Origin of the sequence: Nocardia niwae NBRC 108934 = DSM 45340 (assembly GCF_001613465.1) — a bacterium.
Lineage (GTDB): Bacteria > Actinomycetota > Actinomycetes > Mycobacteriales > Mycobacteriaceae > Nocardia > Nocardia niwae.
This window is the reverse complement of the sequence record NZ_BDCK01000027.1, coordinates 132,662-151,481: the sequence shown is the minus strand read 5'-3', so window position 1 is coordinate 151,481 and position 18,820 is coordinate 132,662. Positions and strand designations below refer to the sequence as shown.

General features: G+C 69.7%; 16 protein-coding genes. 11 read left to right on the top strand and 5 right to left on the bottom strand.

All coding sequences use genetic code 11. The features are described from left to right. Positions 1-71: 71 nt before the first annotated feature. The 4 genes from NNI01S_RS19550 to NNI01S_RS19535 are packed head-to-tail and all read right to left on the bottom strand — an operon-like array spanning position 72 to position 4,880. Positions 72-1,622 carry an ABC transporter ATP-binding protein gene (locus NNI01S_RS19550; RefSeq protein ID WP_084489021.1) on the bottom strand — a complete coding sequence of 517 codons (1,551 nt, stop codon included), beginning with the start codon at positions 1,620-1,622 and terminating at the stop codon, positions 72-74. Continuing rightward, the gene (locus NNI01S_RS19545; protein ID WP_063021541.1) at positions 1,619-2,440 is read right to left on the bottom strand and encodes an ABC transporter permease; all 822 of its coding nucleotides are present in this window, start codon (positions 2,438-2,440) and stop codon (positions 1,619-1,621) included. Before NNI01S_RS19545 ends, NNI01S_RS19550 begins: the two co-directional genes overlap by 4 nt. Beyond that, positions 2,437-3,366, bottom strand: a complete 930-nt coding sequence (locus NNI01S_RS19540) for an ABC transporter permease (protein ID WP_281180659.1) — start codon at positions 3,364-3,366, stop codon at positions 2,437-2,439. Before NNI01S_RS19540 ends, NNI01S_RS19545 begins: the two co-directional genes overlap by 4 nt. Then, positions 3,363-4,880, bottom strand: a complete 1,518-nt coding sequence (locus NNI01S_RS19535) for an ABC transporter substrate-binding protein (RefSeq protein WP_063021540.1) — start codon at positions 4,878-4,880, stop codon at positions 3,363-3,365. Before NNI01S_RS19535 ends, NNI01S_RS19540 begins: the two co-directional genes overlap by 4 nt. Before the next feature lie 321 nt (positions 4,881-5,201). Between NNI01S_RS19535 and NNI01S_RS19530 the strand changes: the two genes are divergently transcribed. The 7 genes from NNI01S_RS19530 (at position 5,202) to NNI01S_RS19500 (ending at position 13,904) form a co-directional block, all read left to right on the top strand. Then, entirely contained in the window at positions 5,202-6,359 is a 1,158-nt protein-coding gene (locus NNI01S_RS19530; RefSeq protein WP_063021539.1) for a TauD/TfdA family dioxygenase, read from the top strand. Continuing rightward, complete coding sequence (locus NNI01S_RS19525; protein ID WP_174554441.1) at positions 6,331-7,341, top strand: ornithine cyclodeaminase family protein; 1,011 nt, start codon at positions 6,331-6,333, stop codon at positions 7,339-7,341. Before NNI01S_RS19530 ends, NNI01S_RS19525 begins: the two co-directional genes overlap by 29 nt. Positions 7,342-7,429: 88 nt before the next feature. Continuing rightward, the gene (locus NNI01S_RS19520; RefSeq protein ID WP_063021621.1) at positions 7,430-8,734 is read left to right on the top strand and encodes an alanine racemase; all 1,305 of its coding nucleotides are present in this window, start codon (positions 7,430-7,432) and stop codon (positions 8,732-8,734) included. Between the two features lie 32 nt (positions 8,735-8,766). Next, positions 8,767-9,798 (top strand): PLP-dependent cysteine synthase family protein, encoded by a 1,032-nt coding sequence (locus NNI01S_RS19515; protein WP_063021537.1) that lies wholly within the window; start codon positions 8,767-8,769, stop codon positions 9,796-9,798. A 52-nt stretch (positions 9,799-9,850) separates the two neighbouring features. Further along, positions 9,851-11,254, top strand: a complete 1,404-nt coding sequence (locus tag NNI01S_RS19510) for an MATE family efflux transporter (protein ID WP_063021536.1) — start codon at positions 9,851-9,853, stop codon at positions 11,252-11,254. A 445-nt stretch (positions 11,255-11,699) separates the two neighbouring features. Further along, positions 11,700-12,788, top strand: a complete 1,089-nt coding sequence (locus NNI01S_RS19505; RefSeq protein WP_063021535.1) for a glycerol dehydrogenase — start codon at positions 11,700-11,702, stop codon at positions 12,786-12,788. A gap of 129 nt (positions 12,789-12,917) precedes the next feature. Then, positions 12,918-13,904 carry a phosphodiesterase gene (locus NNI01S_RS19500; protein WP_063021534.1) on the top strand — a complete coding sequence of 329 codons (987 nt, stop codon included), beginning with the start codon at positions 12,918-12,920 and terminating at the stop codon, positions 13,902-13,904. Here the strand turns inward: NNI01S_RS19500 and NNI01S_RS19495 are convergent. Continuing rightward, positions 13,852-15,315, bottom strand: coding sequence for a stealth family protein (locus NNI01S_RS19495; RefSeq protein WP_084489019.1), 1,464 nt, complete (start codon positions 15,313-15,315; stop codon positions 13,852-13,854). The genes NNI01S_RS19500 and NNI01S_RS19495 overlap by 53 nt on opposite strands. 496 nt (positions 15,316-15,811) lie before the next feature. Between NNI01S_RS19495 and NNI01S_RS19490 the strand changes: the two genes are divergently transcribed. From NNI01S_RS19490 to NNI01S_RS19475, 4 genes are all read left to right on the top strand, one after another. Beyond that, positions 15,812-16,267 carry a flavodoxin domain-containing protein gene (locus tag NNI01S_RS19490; protein ID WP_063021533.1) on the top strand — a complete coding sequence of 152 codons (456 nt, stop codon included), beginning with the start codon at positions 15,812-15,814 and terminating at the stop codon, positions 16,265-16,267. Positions 16,268-16,408: 141 nt separating this feature from the next. Then, complete coding sequence (locus tag NNI01S_RS19485) at positions 16,409-16,894, top strand: hypothetical protein (protein ID WP_063021532.1); 486 nt, start codon at positions 16,409-16,411, stop codon at positions 16,892-16,894. Positions 16,895-16,960: 66 nt separating this feature from the next. Continuing rightward, entirely contained in the window at positions 16,961-17,536 is a 576-nt protein-coding gene (locus NNI01S_RS19480) for a TerD family protein (protein WP_063021531.1), read from the top strand. A gap of 582 nt (positions 17,537-18,118) precedes the next feature. Next, the gene (locus NNI01S_RS19475) at positions 18,119-18,748 is read left to right on the top strand and encodes a GNAT family N-acetyltransferase (RefSeq protein WP_063021530.1); all 630 of its coding nucleotides are present in this window, start codon (positions 18,119-18,121) and stop codon (positions 18,746-18,748) included. The last annotated feature ends 72 nt before the right edge of the window (positions 18,749-18,820 follow it).

Below are 18,820 nucleotides of genomic sequence, written 5' to 3'. Positions count from 1 at the left end.
ACAGCGGCGGCAAGCCGGTGACGAAGCGCACTGCGTGTCGGATGCGCGAATGACCCGCACCGGTCGCCGGTTCAGACGAGCAGTGCGCTGGTCGCGTTGTGCGCGGGCGCGGCGAGAACCGTTCGGGTGTCACCGGATTCGACGACGCGCCCCTGGTCGAGAACGAGCAGCCGCGGACAGTATTCGGCGACCAAGGCCATGTCGTGGGTGATCACCAGCAGGCCGGTGCCGCGTTCGGCTCGGATCCGGTCCAGCAGCGCCATGATCGCCGCCGCGGTGGTGTGGTCCAGTGCGGAGGTGATCTCGTCGCACAGCAGCACGGCGGGTTCGGCGGCGAGGGCGCGGGCCAGGGCGACGCGCTGGCGTTGCCCGCCGGACAGCTCGTGCGGATAGCGGGCGGCCAGGTCGGCGGACAGCTCGACCGCGGCGAGCAGGTCGGCGATCCGGCGCGCGAGGTCCCGGCGCGCCACGCCCCCGATCCGCCGCAGCGGGCGGCCGAGCGTCTGGGCCACGGTGCGGCGCGGGTTGAGCGCGGAGCGGGGATTCTGGGTGACCAGTTGAATACCGCCCGCGCCGTAACGGATTCGGCGGTCAGCGCCCACGGCGATCGGGTCGCCGCGCAGTTCGAGCGATCCGGTCGCCGCATGGTGCAAACCCGCGATGACGCGTGCCAGCGTGGTCTTGCCCGCGCCCGAGGCGCCCACGACCGCGAGCGCCGAGCCCGCCTCGAGCGTGAGGCCGATGTCCGCGAGCACCTGATGTCCGTCGATCGAGGCCCTGATTCCCTCGGCACGCAGCACGACCTCCGGCGGCCGGTTGTCCGTCGCGACGGCCGCGGGCTGGTGACCGTTGCGCGTCCGCACTCGCTCTCCGGCCGAGGCGACGTCCGGCGGCGGCGAAGACGCCGGACGGACGACGCCGAGCTCGACGATGTCGTCGGCGATCGAGTGCACGAGCGCGGTGTCGTGCCCGGACAGCAGGATCGCCGCCGACCGCTCGCGGGCGAGTGTCGCTAGCTGCCCGGCGATGTCGGTGCGCAGCGCGCCGTGCAGCCCGGCGAGCGGCTCGTCGAGCACCAGCACGCCGGGCCTGCGGATCAGCGCCCTGGCCAGGGCGACGCGACGCTGCTGGCCGCCGGACAATTCACCGGGGCGGCGGCGCAGATAGTCCGGCGACAGGCCGACCAGCGCGAGCGTGTCGGTCAGAACGGACTCCGGCGTGTGCGGCGCGACCTCGCGCAGCAGGGCGCGCACGCGCAGCAGCGGGTTCAGCGCCGAGCCCGGATCCTGCCCGACGTAGGCGATGTGGCGTCGCCGAAAGCGGTGCAGCGCCGCGCGATCGAGCGCGAGCACGTCGTGCCCGGCGACCGACACCGAACCCGTCGCGCGCGCCGCGGCCGACGGCAGCTGCCCGAGCAGGACGCGCATCACCGTGGTCTTGCCCGACCCGGACGGACCGGTGAGGGCCGTGACCGTGCCCGCGGGGATGCGGAAGGTCGCCGGACCGGCCAGCTCCCGGCCGTCCGGGCCCAGCACGCTCAGGCCCTCGACCGCGACCAGATCGCGCCCGGCCGCCACCGCCTCGGTCGACCGGCTCTCACGTTTGATGACGTGCGTGTTCATTCCCGCTCCCCTCGCCCGAACGCCGACACCGCCAGGTTCACGCTCACCGCGACGATGGCGATCGCGAGGCTCGGGGCCAGCACGGCCCAGGGGTTGAGCAGCATGCCGGAAGCGTTCTCACGCACCATGACCGCCCAGTTGCTCGCGCCGAGCGTCGTCGGCAATTGCAGGAAGGAGGCCGTGCTCACGAGGTAGACCCCCGCCACGAAACGCAGGCCGAGCTGAGTCGTCGACACCGCGCGCAGATTCGGGATCACCTCCCGGAACACCAGGTGCCCGAGCGACTCGCCCGCGGCTCGCGCGCTCTCGACATATCCGGATGCCGCGACCCCGGCGGCGGCAGCGGTGAAGATGCGCGCGCAATAGGGGACGCCGAACAGCAACGCCAGAACGATCAGTCCCGCGGTGCCCGCGTCCGGCCACGAGGTCAGTACGAGCAGGATCCCCAGCACCGCGGGCAACAGGATGAACAGGTCGGTGCCCAGCTCGATCCACTCGCCGATCCGCGGACGCAGCGCGGCGACCGCCCCGAGCACACACGACAATCCGGTCACCAGCACCGCGATGACCGCGGCCACCAGCAGCAATCCCCAACCGCCGTAGAGCAGGTGGCTGAGCACGTCGCGGCCGAGCCGGTCGGTGCCCAGCGGCGCGCCCGCGCCGGGAGCACCGAACGGGATGCCGAGCGCCTCCTCCGCCGGATGCGGCGCCAGCGTCGGTCCCAGCGCCGCCAGCAGTGTGACCAGCAGCGCGGGCGCGACCGTCAGCCGGCCGAGCCCCCGCCTCGCCCGGCTCGCGACCTGCGTGACGGCGTTCATCGCCGCCCCCGCAACGACCAGGCGCGGATACCGTCGGCGACCGCGAGCACGACCATGATGACCACCCCGGACAGCGCCACCACCGCGGCGACCACCGAGGTGTCGCGATCGGCCACCGAACCGGCCAGGACCGCTCCGAGACCCGGGTAGTTGAAGACCGTCTCCACCACCAAGGCCCCGCCGAGCAACATCCCCACCGTGGTGGCGAAACTGGCGACGATCGTCGGCAACGCGAACGGCAGCACGTGCCGCACCAGCACCGCCGGACGCGAAAGACCGTCCAGCACTGCACTTTCCACATGCGGCGCGAGAGCGGCATCGGACAGGGCCGCGCGCACCACCCTGGTGTTCCACCCGATCTGGGGCAACGCCAGCGCGAACACCGGTAGCACCAGCATCTCCGGTCCGGCGGGCATCCCCGAGGGGCCGGTGATGGTGACCGCGGGCAGCCAGCCCAGCGCCAGTGCGAACACCAGGATCAGCACGGTGGCGACCACGAACTCGGGAACGGCCACCACGGTGGTCGTCGTCGGCTGCAACACCCGCGCGCCCACACTCTCCGGACGCGTCGCCCACCACGCACCGAACGCGAGCGACGCCAGCACCGTCACTGTGAGCGCGAGTCCACCGAGCAGCAACGTCGGCGGGAACTTGTCGACGAGCAGGTCGTTGACCGGCCGTCCGCGCGCGGTGCGCCCGAAATCGCCGGTGGCGACACCGGATATCCACTGCCAGAACCGCACCGCGAGCGGACGGTCCAGCCCGAGTTCGCGTTCTTTGGCCGCGATCTGCTCCGGCGTCGCCTCTCGGCCGAGAACCGCGCGGGCGGTGTTGCCCGGCAGCAGGTCCACGGCGACGAAGACGCAGGCCAGCAGCGTCATCAGCAGGATGACGCGCCGAAGCAGCAGTCGGGCGAACGAGATCACCCGGCCAGCCAGGCCTTTTCCAGCTGGACCCGGGCGAACCCGCCGAGCGTGGGCAGGTCACGCACCCGGGAGGCGGCGATGTCGATGCCGTCGGCCATGCCCCAGACCAGGTAACCGCCGCGCTCGTACTGGATGCGCTGCAGTTCCGCAGCGGCCTGCCGGTATTCGTCGTCGCTGTGCGCGGCGAGCGCCTTGGCCGTGGCCGCGTCGAACGCCGCGTCCTTGAAGCCGGTCTCGTTGCGGTTCGATCCGCTGGACAGCAATTTGCTCGCGAAGAACAGCGTGGAATCGTTCGTGCCCCAGGAGATCGTGTACAGCGGCGCCTTCAGCCAGGTCTGGTCGTAGAAGGTGTTCGGCTCCTGGGTGAGAACCTCCAGCCGGACGCCGATCTCGGCGAGCTGGGTGGCGATCACCTTCGCCGATTCCACCTCGCCGGGCGCCTCGGCCTTGGTGACGAACGGGTAGCCGCGCCCGGTGTCGAAATTCGCCTCGCGCAGCAGTGCTTTCGCACGGTCCACGTCCCGGGCGCGCTGAGCGAGAGAGGTGTCGTAGAGCGGGTCACCGGTGCCGAGGATGTCGTTGGCGACCGTCCCGTATCCGGAATGCACCTGGTTGACCAGGGCTTTGCGGTCGACGCCGAGCCGCAGGGCGGTGCGCACCCGCGCGTCGGCGAACGGTCCGTCGGAGGTGCGCATGGCGACGCCGACCACCGTGTCGTTCGGGCGGCGCACGACGGTCAGGTCGCCGCGTCCCTCGGCGGTGCGGCCCGCGATGGCGCCGACGTTGGAAGCCAAGTCGATCTGTCCACCGAGCACCGCGTTGCCCAGCGCGGTCACGCTCTCGAACATGGTGACCTCGATGGCGTCCAGCGGGGGCGGCCCGCCGTGCCACCGCTCGTTGCGTACCAACCGGGCGTTGCCGCCCTGATAGGACTCCAACCGGAACGGTCCGCTGCCGACCGCCCTGGTGAAGTCGGTGGTGTCCCTCTTGACGGTGAAGGTCATCAACCGGACCAGCAGCGGCAGTTGGGTGTTCGGCTCGGGCACGGCGAGGACCACCCGGCTCGGGCCGTCGGCGGTGATGTCCTCCACGGCCACCGGGATCTTCGATGCGCCGCCGACCGTGCGCAGCCTGCGCAGCGACCACACGACGTCCTCGGAGGTCACCGGTGACCCGTCGTGGAAGACCGCGTTCTCGGCGAGGACGAAGCTCCAGCGCCGCCGATCGGCGTCCGGTTCCCAGCGGGTTGCCAGTCGCGGCAACACGTTCGGGTTCGCCCCCGGCACCGTCAGCGCGTCGTAGACCAGGGACGTGATCAGGAAGTCGCTGTCGTTGCTGAGGTTGGCGTGCGGGTCGCGTTCGATGCGGGCCGCGGTGCCGAGCGCGCCCACCCGCAGTGTGCCGCCGCGCCGCGCCGGTCCGGACGTGTCGGCGCCGTCGGAGCACGCGGCGGCCAGCAGCACCGCCCCCGCCCCGAGACTCGACCGCAGCAGTTGCCGTCGATTCAAAACCATTGCGCTGCCCCTCTTCCTGAACCGAACCCACCGCGATACCGCCCGCACGGCGCGATCAGGACAGGCTAGCCTAATCCGTTGCGCGACTCACCGATACCGGCATCAAAACGGCAGCGCAAGGGCGTACCTCCCGCAAATTCCGTGGCGGTCCCGGATGTACCCACCGACGGCGCCCTGCTCAACCGAGTCGCAATCATGCAGTTCTGCTATATTTTCCTCAACGCGCTTAGGTAAGGCTTGCTTCACTAAGCACGAAGGGCTACCTTCGCATATTAACTCGTGACCCCTGCTTTTCGAATCGATGCGAAGAAGGGATACCCGGTGAAAAGCGTTCTCTCCGAACGTAAGACGCTTCACCCCCAAGACCTCGAACGACGGGAGTTGTCCCCCGGAGCCGGCCGCGCGGTGCGCGCACTCGCCCGAGAGATCTCCGCCACACTCGACTTCGCGCTCCCCGATCCCGCCGCCGCCGCGCGCACCCTCACGGACCCGGCGCTCATCGAACGGATCGATGCGGGCGTCGCGACCCTCCCTGCCGAGGTGCGCCACGCCATGCGACCGCCGGCCACCACGTCCGGCGCCGCCGTCGTCGGCGGTCTTCCTCTGGCGGACAACGAATTCGGTCCGACGCCACCGAACTGGCGGGAAGCGGCGCGCTGGAGCGGTGATCCGGAGCGGCGCGCGCACTCGTTCGAACTCGACGTGGTGATGCTGTTGCTGGCGCGCAGCGCGGGTGAGCCGTTCGGCTGGCAGGGCCAGCAGGACGGGCGGCTGGTCAACAACATCGTCCCCGCGGCCGGTCACGAGCACGAACAGTCCGGCGCGAGCAGCAGAGTGCTGCTGAGCCCGCACACCGAGGACGCCTTCCATCCGCGGCGCGCCAACCTCCTGATGCTCGGCTGCCTGCGCAATCCGGATCTGGTCGGCACCACCGTGTCGTCGGTGCGGCGGGTCGAACTGTCCACCGCGCAGCGCGCACTGCTCAGCGCTCCCGCGCTGCCGATCCTGCCGGATGTCTCCTACGGCGACGGGCACGAAACCTTCACCGCCGCGCCGATTCCGACGCTGTGGAGCGCCGACGGCCCCGAAGGGCAGACCCTGCGCTACGACCCGGCGTACACCCCGCTCGCCGACGCCGACCCCGAGTTCCGTTCCGCCTACCAGCATCTCGCCGCCGAGCTCGAACGCGTCTGCGTGACCGCCGCGCTCTCCCCCGGTGAGCTGCTGCTGGTGGACAACGACGTCGCGGTGCACGGCCGGGTGCCGTTCACCGCGCGGTACGACGGCACCGACCGCTGGCTCAAGCGAGTGAACATCCGGCTTCCGGAACGTCGGCGGCGAGCCGAGGAAGCCGACGAGAATGGCTACGGGCAACAAATCGTGGCCCCGTTCCGAGCGGCGGACACCCCGCCGGTCGAGAGCGGCACTCAGGAGCGGGATGCAGTACGACATGATCGAGGACCCCTTGAGCACGCGTGACCGAAGCACACCCTTGCGGGTGTTGAGCCGCAGCGACCTCGCCGACGTGCCGATCACACCGGCCGCGGTGGTGCGCGCGGTGGAAGAGGCGTATCTCGCCTTGGCGGCGGGTGATTCGGACAACCCGCGCAAGCTCAGCGTGGCGAATCCGGACGGCTGGTCGGTCGCCTACGCCATGCTCGGCCGGGACGGCCGCAGGCGCGTGGTGGCGATGAAGACCTCCTACAAGTTCGATCCGGGTCACGATCGCAGCACCAAGCGGTACTACACGACCATCACGCTCTACGACGACAGCACCGGTGCGCCGATCGCGATGATGGACTGCGCGCGGGTCGGCGCGCTGCGCACGCCCGCCGTGTCGGCTCTGCTGGTGCGCGAGACCATCCGCCGCGGCGCGGAGAGCGTCCTGCTGATCGGCACCGGAACCCAAGGTCGCAACGCCCTGCCGCATCTGCTCGCCGCGAACCCCCAACTGCGCAAACTGATGGTGTACGGCACGCACCCGGAGGGGCTGGCAGCGGTGCACCGCGTCCTCGCCGAGCACCACCCGCACGCGCTGCTCGAGACCGTCACCGATCCACGCGCCGCGGCGGCCACGGCCGACGTCGTGCTGGCCACGGCGGGCCCTGCCACCGAGGTCGCGCTCGAATCCGACGATCTGGCACCGGGTTCGGTGGCGGTGCTGGTCGGTTACGGGCTCGCGCCCTCGACGCTGAACAAGGCCGACCGCGTCATCGCGACCAGCGCCGAGCAGATGGCGCTGACCGGCACCGACATGGCAGGCCCCGACGGCACGCTGCGCCCGGTGGACGCCGAGCTGCCGCAGATCCTGAATCGCCGTGCGGTCGCGCGCCGCTCGGACGAGGAGCGCGTCTTCGTCTACAACAGCGGACTGGTGCTGACCGACATCGCCGTGGCCCACGCGCTGGCCGAACGGGCGATCGCGGAAGGCCGCGGCACGGAGGTACCGCTGTGGGACTAGCGCGCGGAGGTACCCGGTGGGTCTAGAGCACACGAGTGTCACCGTGGAACCGGGGGCCGAGGCGAACGAGTCGATCAGCGCGGTTCCGATGCCCGCGCATCTCGACCCATGGGAGCGCCGCCTGCTCGCCGATCCGGACCTCCTCGCGGACTTGGCTTTCGCGATGGGCGGCCCGTTCCACGTCATGTATCCGCCGCGCGTCGGCCACAACATCCGGGCCTTCCACGCCGCTTTCACGCAGGCCGGCGTGCACGGCACGGTCTATTACGGCAAGAAGGCGAACAAAGCCGGGTGTGTCGCGCGGGCGTGTGCGGAAAACGGCGCGGGCGTCGACGTCGCCAGCGTCGGCGAGTTGACCGCCGCGCTGGCGCAGGGCGTGCGCGGCGCCGAGCTCATGGTGACCGGTCCCGTCAAAGCGGACGAACTGCTGTGGCTGGCCGCCCGGCACGGCGCGCTGATCGCGGTGGACGACCTCGGAGAGCTCGATCGGCTCGCCGCGCTGGCCACTGTGAGCGAGCCCGCGCGCGTGCTGATCCGAGTGCTGCCCACCGCGTCGGCCAGCCGGTTCGGCATGACGCCCGGCGAAATCGATGACGCGCTGGCGATCGCGAGCGGGCACGATTCGATCCGGCTGGAGGGCTTCAGTTTCCACCTGTCCGGCTACGACGCGGTGGCGCGGGCGGAACTGGCGGGCGAGCTGATCGCCCACTGCCTGCACGCGCGCGCCCTGGGACATCCGGCCACCACGGTGTCGATCGGCGGGGGTTTCGGCGTCGACTACGTCGCGGCGGACGCCGCGCTGGAGTTCACCGCACGGGTGGGCAGGCAGTGGTTCCACTCCGGAAAGTCCTTCGATTCGTACTACCCGTACCACTTTCCCGTGCCGGGGGCCGCCATGCTCGCGCAGATTCTCGAACACGAGGATCTCGCCGGACGACTGCGCGACAACGCCGTGCGCCTGGCGATCGAACCGGGACGCGCGCTGCTCGCGCACGCGGGGTGCACCGTCTTCCGCGTCCAGGGCAGCAAGACCAGGCACGCGCACGGCCGCCCCTACCGGTTGCTCACCGTCGACGGCACCAGCCTCAGTCTCTCGGAGCAATGGTTCGACAGCGAGTACCTGCCCGATCCGGTGCTGTGGCCCGAACGGCCCGGCGCCGTGACACCGACCAGCGTCGGCGCGGCCACCTGTCTGGATTCGGACATGCTGAGCTGGCGGCGAGTGCCCCTGCCGCGCGCCGCCGAGGCCGGTGACCTGCTGATCTACCCGAATACCGCTGGTTACCAGATGGATTCGAACGAATCCGCCTTCCACGAACTCCCCATCCCACCGAAAGTCGTGCTGCACGATGCCCCCGGCGACCGCTTCCGCTGGACCCGCGACGGCAGCTGACCCGACTTCCCGACCCGAACCAGGAGACACCGATGCCGCTCGTCACGCGCGTGACGGATCTGATCGGCCGCACGCCGCTGTTCGAGCTCGCGGCCACCGCGACCGGCACCCGACTACTGCTCAAACTGGAGCAGTTCAACCCGACCGGCGCGGCCAAGATCAGGATGGCGCGCGAAATGGTGCTCGACGCCGAGCGACGCGGTTTGCTGCGCAGTGGCGGACATATCATCGAATCCACGTCCGGGAACACCGGGCTCGGCCTCGCGGTAGTTGCCGCCGAACGTGGGTATCGCTTCACCGCAGTGGTCGACCATCACGCATGTAAGGACAAACTGCGCGCGATGCGGGCAATGGGTGCGGAACTGGTGTACGTCGCCGACGAGGGCGACGACAACCTCGCCACCTCGGCACGAGAGGACCTGGCCGAGGCGATGGCGGCCGAGCGGGACGACGCGTTCTTCACCGAACAGCACAACAACGACGCCAACGCGGTGGGGTACTACGCGGTGGCGGAGGAATTGCTGGAGGACGTCGAACGGGTTGACATCCTGCTGTCCGCGGTGGGCACCGGAGGTTCGCTGTTCGGCACCGCGGCCCGGCTGCGCCAGTTGGGCTGCACTCCCCACGTGATCGGCGTGGAGCCGGTCGGTTCGATCGCCTTCGGCGGGCCGGGCGGCCCGTACTGGCAGTCGGGCACCGGCACCCCGCCGGGCGCGACCATCGGCACCGCCGTCGACTACTCCCTATTGGACGAGGGCGTGAAGGTCACCGATGTGGCGGCCTTCGCGACCGCCCGCGCGGTGGCAGCCGAGCTGGGCCTGATGATCGGCGGGTCGGCGGGCGGCTCGGTGCACGCCGCGCTCACCCGCCTCGAGGAGTTCCCGCCGGGCTCCACGGTGGTCACCATCGTGTGCGACGGCGGGGAGAAGTACCTGGACACGGTGTTCGACGACGACTGGATGACCGAGCGCGACCTGCTCGACCCCGGCACCGAACGCGAGGTCGCCGTGCTGCTGCGGCGCTACGCTCCCGCCGCCCGCAACACGCTGGTGCAAGCGCGGTGAGGTCCGGCCGCCCGCGCAAGACGACGCTCCCGCCCGCTGCGAAGGAGAGCCGGTGATCGTGACGAGTTTCCGCGGCGACGGCGGTCGGCTGACCGCGCTCGCGACGCCGATCGCGCTGACCCAGCTGGCCCAGATCGCGGTCTCCACCACCAACATCGCGCTGATGGGCACGCTCGGCGTGCGCCAGGTGGCCGCGGGCGGGCTGGCGATCGTGCTGTTCAACCAGATCCGCACCATGTGTGTCGGACTGATCACCGCCAGCGGCAACCAGATCGCCACCGCGGTCAGCGCGGCGGGCAAGCGCGGCGATTCACCCGATCGAGAGATCCGCGACCTGCTGCGCTCGAGCTTCGCGATCGCCACGGTGGCCGGGCTGCTCGGCGGCGCGGTGCTGATCGGGCTCGGCTGGGTGCTGCCCTGGCTCGGGCAGGATCCGGGCGTGCTCGCCGACGCCCGTCCGCTGATGGTGGCGCTCGCGCCCGGCCTCCTGCCCTGCCTGTGGTTCCAAGTCCTGCGCCAGTACACGGTCGGCATGCAGCGTCCGCAGGCGCTACTGCTGGTCACGCTCGGCTCGGTGGTGCTCAACCTGGTGCTGGCGCTCGGCCTCATCCACGGCAAGGGCGGGCTGCCCGCCCTTGGGCTGACCGGCATCGGGGTCGCGACCTCACTGGTCTTCCTGATCACCTTCGGCGTGTTCTGGGCGATGGTGTGGCGCGACCACGACCTCGGCCGCAACCTGCCCAGGACGCCGCTGCCGGTGCGGCTCCCGACGGTCCGCGCCGAGTTGAAGCTGGGCACGCCGATCGCGCTGACCTACGGTTCGGAAGCGGGCATGTTCTCGGTGCTCGCCCTGGTCATGGGCAGCATCGGCCCCGCGGCGCTGGCGGCGCACAACGTCGTCTACCAGATCATCTACATCGTCTTCCAAGTGGCGATCGGTCTCTCGCACGGTGCCTCGATCCTGGTCAGCCACGCGGTCGCGCGCGACGAGCACGCGCACGCTCGCGCGCTGGCCTGGCTGGCGCTGCGGCACGCCGCCGTGATCGCCGCTCTGACCGGCGCGGTGTACGTGGTGGCCCCCGATCTGGTGCTGCGCCCCTTCCTCGACTCCTCGGATGCCGACACCATCCGCGTCGCGCACACCCTGCTGCTGATCGGCATCGTGTTGCAGTTCTTCGACGCCGCGCAGAACATCGGCACCGGCCTGCTGCGCGGGCTCGGGGCGACCGACGCGGGCTTCCGGCTCTCGCTGATCGGCTATTGGGGCGTCGGCCTGCCCGTCGCCCTGCTCTCGGCCTACCCCGCCGGACTCGGCGCGGCCGGCGTCTGGTGGGGCCTCACCGCAGGCCTGGCCACCACCGCGATCCTCATGCTGCGCCGCTACTTCGCGCTGCTCGGCGAGCGGGAAAGCGACCGGCCCCGCCTGCTCCCGGAGACTCTCACCACGCAGAGCTGATCGGTTTGGGCCGAAGCGCTCACAATCGCCCCGGCCCTGGTCCACCGGCTTCAGGTCGAATCTCCTTCGGCGTCCGAGCGGTGCGCGAGGGGTGCTTTGCCGTCTCCGAGACTGCCCCGGACAACGCCGCAAGAGGGAGGACGGCCGAGACCGAGTTCCCGCGTCGGAGGACTGCCGTGCCGCAACATGCGATCCCGCGCAACGTGGGCGCCGCGCCGTTGCCTGCACTGACGGGGGTTTTGCACTGGCGAGGGTTTCCAGCCTCCCACCGACGGTGCCGTTCGCAGGAGCCCACTCCAGCGCTGCCGAACGACGCGACCTGCACTCCGCGGGGGTGTGCGGCGAGTTCGTCGATCATCATCGTGGAAAGGGGGCCTCGCGTAGCGTTGAGGCGTCGTCGGTCGGGCTGAATGCGAGCGCGCGGCCCGGGAGCGGGAGGTGCCGGATGCTCAGCGTGTTCTCCTCGCCGGGGCACTATGTGCAGGGCCGGGACGCCACCGCGGCGCTCGGCACGGAGATGACGCGGCTCGGCATCGACGGTCCGGTGCTGATCGTGGCCGGGTCCAGCGCCTTCCGGCTGCTCGCCGACACCTGGGAGCGCTCGCTGACGGACGCGAAGATCGCCTATTCGATCCATCCGTCCGGCGGTGAATGCAGCCGGGCAGAGATCGCGCGGATCGCCCACGCCGTCGAGGAGACCGGCAGCACGGTCGTGCTCGGTGCGGGCGGCGGCAAGGTGCTCGACGCGGCGCGCGCGGTCGCCGAGGATCTCGACCTGCCGATGATCAGCTGCCCCAGCACCGCGTCCAGCGACGCGCCGTGCAGCGCGCTGTCGGTGATCTACACCGAGGCGGGCGAATTCGAGGCGTATCAGCTGGTCCGGCGGAATCCGGCACTGGTGCTGGTGGACACCTCCGTGGTCGCCCGAGCTCCGGCTCGGCTGCTCGCCGCGGGGATGGGCGACGCCCTCGCCACCTGGTTCGAGGCGCGCACGTGCAGCGCCGCGCAGGTGCGCAATATGCGCGGCGGGGCCTCCACGCGCAGCGCCACCGCGTTGGCGGAACTCTGCTACCGCACGCTGCTCGCCGACGGTGCGCAGGCGCTGACCGCCGTCCGTACGCACAGCGTCACACCGGCGCTGGAGCGCGTCGTGGAGGCCAACACCCTGCTGTCCGGGCTCGGTTTCGAATCGTCGGGGCTGGCCGCGGCGCACGCCGTGCACAACGGTCTCACCGCCGCCGCACGGACGCGCCCGTTCCTGCACGGCGAGAAGGTCGCCTTCGGGACGCTGACCCAACTGGTGCTCGAGGGCGCGCCCGCCTCCGAGATCGGCACGGTGCTCGATTTCTGCGCCGAGGTGGGCTTGCCGACCACCCTCGCCGCACTCGGGCTGGCCGACGCCGACCAGGAGACGCTGGCGGCCGTCGCGACCCGGGCGACCGCCCCGGGCGAGACCATCCACAACGAACCTTTCGCGGTGGACGCCGCGATGGTCGTGGACGCGCTGCGGGCCGCCGACGCTCTCGGTCGGTGACGAATCGCACACCGTCGAGCGTTTCCGCAGCGTCCGACACCGAAAACTCACCTTCCCGCCAGCGTGTCTTCACCAACCGCCGGGAAACCTGTCCGTAACCGACGCTATCGTTGCGACGGAGCCAAGCCAATGGCGGGCAACCGCCAGGAGGGATTCGGTCCGGTGGCTATCACCAGAGTCGCGGAGTATCCGCGTCCGGATCACGTGTTGTTCCACTTCAGCGACACGCATCTCATCGCCGGCGACGATCCCCTGTACGGCGATGTCGACGCCGACCTGCGGTTACGGCAGCTGCTCGAGCAGGCTGCGGCGAGCCGGATCCGCCCGACCGCGATCGTGTTCACCGGCGACCTCACCGATCGAGGTGAGCCAGCCGCGTACGCCAAATTGAAGTCGATCGTCGAGCCATTCGCCAGAAGTTTGCAGGCCCCGCTCGTGTGGGTCACCGGCAACCATGACGACCGTGCCGCCCTGCGCGCCCGCCTGCTCGGCGAGTACCCCAGCCCGTCCCCGCTGGATCGCGTCCATCTGATCGACGGGCTGCGCATCGTCGCCCTGGACACGTCGGTCCCCGGGCACCACTACGGCGAGATCTCCGACGACCAACTGGAGTGGTTGCGCTCGGTGCTGGCCGAACCCGCGCCGTTCGGCACCATCCTCGCCATGCACCACCCGCCGGTGCCGTGCGTGGTCGACCTCGCCGTCACCGTGGAACTGCGGGATCAGCGCCGACTGGCCGACGTGCTGGACGGCAGCGATGTGCGCGCGATCCTCGCCGGGCACCTGCACTTCTCCACCAGCGCCACCTTCGCGGGCATCCCGGTCTCGGTGGCCTCGGCCACCTGCTACAGCCAGGATCTCGGCGTGGCGCAAGGCGGTCTGCGCGGCCGCGACGGCGCGCAGGCCTTCAACTACGTGCACATCTATCCGGACACCGTCGTGCACTCGGTGGTGCCCATCGAACGCGGCGGCACGGTGGGCGTTCCGGCCACGCCGGAGGAGGCGCGGCAGCGGCTGGACCAGGAGGGCATCGTGATTCCGCCCGCCGCGCGCATCCCGCACGTCATGCGGCGCCCTGCGTCGACTCCGGAAGCGGATGACGAGGCGGTGTGCTGAGCCGCTCCCACGGCGCCGCTTCGGGGTAGTACCCCTTCAGGAACTCCGACACGATCCGCACCCGCTCGCACTCGGCGACCTCCGGGAAACTGCCGTCGTTGAGGCAGAAGAAATCGACGTCGCGATGCCGCGCCAGCCCGTCCAACAGCGTCAGGCCGCTGTAGCTGGTCGTGTCCACGTACCGCACCTTCGCCGTCTCCTGCGGCACCGCCCGCCCGGTCAGCATGGCGTAGTAGTGGTACAGCGAATTCGTGACCGAGATGTCGGTGGCCGCCCGGAACCGGCTCGCGCTCGTGCGCGCGAAATCGGCGGCGAACTCCTCCTCCATCTCGAGCAGCACGCTGCGCCGCAGCGGCACGGGCGTGTGCTCCAGGTGCCGGGTGATGACATAACCGAAGCGATCGGCCAGCAACGCCCGGTTCACCCGCGCCGCGTTCTCGAAACCGCTGCGCCGCTCGTTGTTGCTGCCCGGACCGATCCTGGTGTCCGCTTCGATGAACCGGCTCACGCCGCCCGGGGTGAAGAACATCGACGGACGCACCGGCCGCGCGAAGAACATGTCGTCGTTGGAGTACAGGAAGTGCTCGCTGAGCCCGTCGATGTGCTGCAACTGGCATTCCACGGCGTGCGAATTGAACACCGGCAGACCACTGACGTCCCGGAAGTGGTCCACCGCTCGCACCACGGTCACCTTCGGATGCGCGGTCAACCACTCCGGCGGCGTGGAGTCGGTCGCGATGAAGATCCGGCGGATCCACGGCGCGTTCTTGTGCACCGACCGCAGCGCGTACTTCAGCTCGTCGATCTGCCGGATCCTGGCGTCCGCGTCGTCCCCCTCGCCGACCACGACCTGGGCGAGCATCCCCGCGCGGCGGGCGCGGAATTCCGGATCGGAGCCGTCGACCCAGGAGAACACCAGGTCGATGTCGAAGCCGACGTCGCCGGTCTGCGGCGCGAACATGTCGGCCAGGGTGGGCCAGGTCCGGTCGAACAGCCGCACCTGCGTGCGCTGGACGTCGGCGAGGTCGAAGACCGGGCGGGTCAGCGCGTTCGGGCGCGGACAGGTCACCGTGTCGCCGTGGTACTCCCACAGCTCCAGTTCGACGTGATGCGCCGGATCATGGTCGCGTCCGAGCCGGAAGACGTTGTGCCGCAGCTCCACACAGCAGAATCCGACCGCCATCGCCGCGGCGGTCACCCGGCGCACCATCGGGCGATGCGCCGCGTCGGCCGCGAGCACGAGCCGGTGCCCGCTGTCGCGCACGAGCAGGAAGGGCACCTCCGCCGCCGCCAGCTCCCCGCGCAGATAGCCGAGATCCTCGATCATCGCCGCGGATACGGCGAGATTGCTCGCCATGGTCCGCGTCACCATTTCCACCGCCCCCGCGTTCACTGCTCCCCTGTCCACCATGACTGTCTCCACATCCGTCGATCCACCGGTTTCCGACTGCGGGGCACCGCGCCGAGCCGCGATTCCGCCGACGCGGGACATCGGCGAGAGAGGACCGCGCCCGGCGCGGTGACATTCAGACGTGGGGAAGGGAGCCGAAGCGGGCGTACGAATTGACCACCTGGCGTGCAGACGACTGGTAGACCATTTCGTTTTCACCTCACTCACGGCCGGACGCGCGAAGCGTCATGAATGGAAGCGCTGCACTCGTGCGAGAACTCGAAGGGCACGGGCGGCAGCCGCGGAGCCGGACAGTCATCGGCCGGCGGGAAGGTCGGCCCGGAGAACACCGGGCACCTCTAGGAATGATGCAACGCGCTGGGGATTCCGTCAATCGGTGCAGTTGAACCGCCCGCGCTCCGCCCCCCGTCCCCGATACCGATCCTGCGTCGGCGGCCCAGCGCACTTTCCGCTATAATTAGGTTAGCCTCACCATATTGACAGAAGGGTTGCTCCGGTGCGTGTCGTCATTCTGTTCGGAACCGAGATGGGCACCGCGGAGTCCGCCGCGTACCGCATCGCCGAGGAGCTACGCGGCGCGCACGACGTCTCGGTGCACGACATGACGGACTTCGCCGTCGACGAACTGGACGTCCGCGACTTCCACATCGTCGTGTGCTCGACCTACGGCGACGGCGACCTGCCGACCGGCGCCGAACCCTTCGCCGACGCGCTCGACCGGGAGGCGCCGGACCTGAACGGCCTGCGGTTCGCCGTCTTCGGGCTCGGCGACACCGTGTACGGCGACACGTTCAACCGCGGCGGCGAGATCATCGCCGAGAAGCTGACCGACCGCGGCGCCGTCCAGGTCGGCGAGCACGCGCGGCACGACGCGTCGACCGAGGTCCGCGTCGAGGACATGGCACGGCGGTGGGCCGCCGCGCTGGACATCCCCGCGCTGGTCTCGGCCTGACCGGCTGCGGCCGCGGCGCGGTGGTCACCGGAGTGCGGTCCGGACAAAGTGCACAGCGTCAGCGCGCAAGGCGCACAGCACCTTAGACTGCTATCAAGCGCGGACAGCCCGCCGCGCTCGACGATCCATGAGGTGACGAAGATGGCAGCCGGAGCGAGCCCCGCCCAACGTCAGCACAACTCGACAGATCATCCCGAGCTGGACGTGCTCCCGGAATGGCCTCTGGAGACGATCGGCGTGCTGGTGACGACCGATCCTGCGCCGCACGCGATTCCGGTGTCCTGGCCGGTGCGGGCGGGCGACCGGCGCATCCTGCTCAGCCTGAAGTACGACCGCGGTTCGCTGGCCCGGCTGCGCGACCATCCCGAGGTGGCCCTGCTGATCCTCGGCGGAGGCAATGTGGCGATGTGCGCCAGGGGCACCGCGCATGTGGTCGCCGAGCAGATGCCCGGCGCCGACGACTACGTCGCCGTCCGCATCGACGTGGACGTCATCGATGATCATCGCCAGTCGGCCTTCGCGGTCGTGCAAGGCATCCAGCGCACGGTGCTCGACGACGAGAGCGAACTGCGCGCGCTGAAGGGCCGGGTCAGCACCCTGCAATCCTGGGCCGACCACCAGAACTGAATCCGCCCGACGTTTTCCGGGCGCAGAGCAAGAGGCGGCACCGGCCGTGCCGCGCGGAAGGGGATCATGAGCGTCACTCTGGCCAAAGGCGGCAACGTCTCGCTGTCGAAGCAGGCCGCGAATCTCACCAAGGTGTCGGTGGGGCTCGGCTGGGACGTGCGCACCACCACCGGCTCCGACTACGACCTGGACGCCAGTGCGCTCGCCTGCGGACCGAACCTGAAAGTGCTTTCCGACCAGCACTTCATCTTTTACAACAACCTGCGCTCACCCGACGGATCGATCGAGCACACCGGCGACAACCTCACCGGCGAGGGTGAAGGCGACGACGAGGTGATCAACGTCGACCTCACCGCCACGCCGCCGAGCATCACCAACATCTTCTTCCCGGTGTCCATTCACGACGCCGACGCCCGCGGCCAGTCGTTCGGCCAGATCCGCAACGCCTTCATCCGCGTCGTCGACGCCGCCACCGGCGTCGAGCTGGCGCGCTACGACCTCACCGAGGATGCGTCCACCGAAACGGCCATGATCTTCGGCGAGCTGTACCGCCACAACAACGAGTGGAAGTTCCGCGCGATCGGCCAGGGGTACGCGTCGGGTCTGGCGGGCATCGCGCGCGATTACGGCGTCAACGTCTGACTGCGTAGAACTACTACGGCCGCCGCGCCGGGCCTTCCGCTCGACGGTGCGCACAGCACCCGAGTCGAGTTCGTGGAGACTCGCGTGGCGAACCCGCGGCCAGATCGTGCCCCGATTCCCCCGCGCCCGAGCAGGCAGGGCAGCGACGTCCAAGGCCATGCGGACCTGAATTCTCGCCGATCATCGGCGGCCGCACGTCGACGCCACCGATCCGGATAACGCCGTCGCCGGCGTCCGAAACCATGGCACGACCGAGCCGGGTGATGCGCGGGGCCCGAAGCCGACACCGACAGCACTATCGCCACGACCGGATCGACTGATAGCACTTTGCTTTCGCCGGAAATGTCCAATTCGAGACGAATCGGCCGGTCCAATACTCCCAGAGGTGGTAAGCCAGAGATTTGCAGGATGGCAGGTAACTGCTCAAGACTGCCGCGCGGGACAATTGGAACGCGTTACATATTGCTCACTACCGGCAGGTAGCGTTGCGCGCGGATTCATGTAGTCTACTGATCGGTAGCTTTGTTCGTAGCGCTGCCGCGCAGTCCGCAGATGATCGACATGCCATGAGGGACAACAGCTTTGAACCAGGCGAGCGGGCCGGTCGTGCGTCCGGCGACGCGTGACGATGTGGCCGATATGGTGCGCGTGCTGAGCGCCGCATTCGCCCATGACGATCCGATCGAGGACTTCGTCTTCCCGGACGAGAGAGTGCGTCATCGTCGTGCTGCGCGGATGCTGCGGCTGATGATCGACTACCGTTTCCTGCCTGCGGGCGGCGCCGAGGTCGCCATCGTCGACGACAAGGTGGCCGGTGTACTGCTGTGGTATCCGGCCGGATACCGGAAAGACTTCTGGCGCGAACTCGTCTCGGGAATTCTGCTGCTGTTCGCGATGGGCACCGCCGCACGACGCGGAGTCGTCGTGGACAGCGCCATCGAGGGGGCCGCACCCGCCGAGCCGAATCTGTGTTGTGTCTACCTCGGGTGCGACCCCGGGCTGCAGCGCAGCGGTGTCGGTCGCGCGCTGTTCGGCTCACTCGTGGACAAGGCCGACGCGCAATCGGTTCCGCTGTACGGACTCTGCAAGGACGCGAATGTCGACTACTACCGCGCCTTCGGCCTCGAACCGGTGGCCAAGACGGTTCTGGGCAAAAAAGGTCCGCAAATGAACGTAGTGGCTCGCCTGCCACCGCGCCACGCCGACGCGTAGCTGGGACCGGCAGCGCGATTCGTAATTCCCATTCTCGTCGGGAAAAATTTCGAGTTCGATTCAGGGAGTTGT